Source organism: Streptomyces niveiscabiei (assembly GCF_001419795.1).
Lineage (GTDB): Bacteria > Actinomycetota > Actinomycetes > Streptomycetales > Streptomycetaceae > Streptomyces > Streptomyces niveiscabiei.
Genome location: NZ_LIRL01001302.1, coordinates 1 through 1,930 on the forward strand (window position 1 = coordinate 1; position 1,930 = coordinate 1,930).

Here is a 1,930-nt window from a genome sequence, read left to right on the forward strand (position 1 = left end):
GAGGCGGGGGCCGGGCCCGGCCCCCGCCTCCATCGCCGTACCGCCCGCCTCGACGGTGAGCCCGGCGTCGCGGGCCTGGTCGATGGCCTTGTCGAGAGCGTGGTGACTGGCGTCGGAGACCTCGTTCGCGGTCACCTTGTAGGTGACGACGGCGTACGCGGTGGACCCGTCCTCGCTGACCGCCTTCGCGGTGAACGGGTCGGCGACCCCGGCGACTTGAGAGCCGTCCTTGAGCGAGCCGACGGCCTCTTCGATGGCGTTCTTGTTCTCGGTGGCGGTGACCTTCTGCCCGTCGGGGGCGACGAACACGACCCGTGCGGTGGCGCCGTCGGCCGCCGCGCCCGGGAAGCGCTGCTCCATGAGGTCGAAGGCCTTCTGGGACTCGATGCCGGGCATCGAGAACTCTTCGTCGGTGGTGCCGGGGGCCTTCATGGCGCCGAGGCCCACGAGGGCGACGACGGCGGCCCAGATCAGGACGACGTACCAGCGTCGTCGGAAGGCCAGGCGGCCCAGTCGGTGCAGGAAGGTGGCCAAGGCGGTACTCCAGAATCTCGGGTTCGTCTCAAGCCTCCTTGGGAAGAAGCCCTTTGGCGTCGTACCGTCGTTCCCTCTTTGACCTGCTGAAACCGTGGAATGCCCTACCGAAACCGTGGTACTTCGGTAGTCCCCGCCTCCTACCCGAGGACTACACGGAGGACCGCCGCGGCCGGCCCCGTACACCGTTGCCTCGGAAGCCCGCCGCCCCGCCCAGGCTCATCGACGGCCCCGCCCGCGCCGTCGTACCACGGCCGTCACCCGCGTACTACGAACGCGGTACGTCAGAACCCGTGCGGGGAGGGACGCACGAGCCCGGTCTGGTACGCGATGACGACGAGCTGGGCCCGGTCGCGGGCGCCGAGCTTGGTCATGGCGCGATGGATGTGCGTGCGCACGGTCAGCACGCTCAGCGTCAGCTCCCCGGCGATCTCGTCGTTGGACTTGCCCTCGGCCGCGAACACGGTGACCTCGCGTTCCCTGGGCGTCAGTTCGGCGAGTTTCTCGGGGGCGGCGAGGAGGTTGCCGGGCGCGGCGGGGGAGGTGAGGAACCGGGTGATCAGCGCCCGGGTGGCCCCCGGCGACAGCAGCGCCTCCCCGGAGGCGACGACTCGGATGCCGTTGAGCAGGACGTCGGTGGTGACGTACTTCCCGAGGAACCCGCTGGCCCCGACCTTGAGCGCCTGGGCGACGTACTCCTCGGTCTCGAACATGGTCAGCACCAGCACCCGGGTCCCGCACAGCTCGTCGTCGGCGCAGATCTCGGCCGTGGCGGCGAGTCCGTCCGCGCCCGGCATGCGGATGTCCATCAGGACCACGTCGGGCCGCAGCTCCCGGGTCAGCCGTACGGCCTCGCGCCCGTTGGCGGCCTCCCCGACGACCTCCATGTCGTCGCAGGAGTCGATGAGCAGGCGGAAGGTGCCGCGCAGGAGGGCCTGGTCGTCGGCGAGCAGGACACGGATCGTCACAGGGGTGCCTCGTCTTCGGGGTGGCTGCGGTGGTGCAGGGGGAGGGCCGTGGTCACCTGGAAGCCGCCCTCGGGGCGGGGCCCGGCGTGGAGGTCACCGCCGACGGAGTGGGCGCGTTCGCGCATCCCCATGAGGCCGAAGCCGCCCGGGGTGGGGGGTTCGGAGGCGGTGCCCTCGTTGGTGACGGTGATCAGGAGGCGGGAGCGCTTGTAGGCGAGGCGGATCTCGGCGCCGTGGCCGTGCCCGTGCTTGGTGACGTTGGTCAGCCCCTCCTGCCCGGCGTCGACCTCACCGCGTACCGGATCATCCAGGAGGCGCTGACCAACGTCACCAAGCACGGGCACGGCCACGGCGCCGAGATCCGCCTCGCCTACAAGCGCTCCCGCCTCCTGATCACCGTCACCAACGAGGGCACCGCCTCCGAACCC

General features: G+C 71.0%; 3 protein-coding genes. All 3 read right to left on the reverse strand.

The genetic code is table 11. The annotated features are described in order from the left end of the window. Positions 1 to 534 (reverse strand): MMPL family transporter (locus tag AOK24_RS43375; RefSeq protein WP_159052217.1); only part of this gene is annotated, 534 nt, incomplete at its 3' end. A gap of 284 nt (positions 535 to 818) precedes the next feature. After that, positions 819 to 1,502, reverse strand: a complete 684-nt coding sequence (locus AOK24_RS43380) for a response regulator transcription factor (RefSeq protein ID WP_055725332.1) — start codon at positions 1,500 to 1,502, stop codon at positions 819 to 821. After that, the coding region (locus AOK24_RS43385; protein ID WP_478078796.1) for an ATP-binding protein at positions 1,499 to 1,930 on the reverse strand (432 nt) is incomplete at its 5' end. The genes AOK24_RS43380 and AOK24_RS43385, both read right to left, overlap by 4 nt.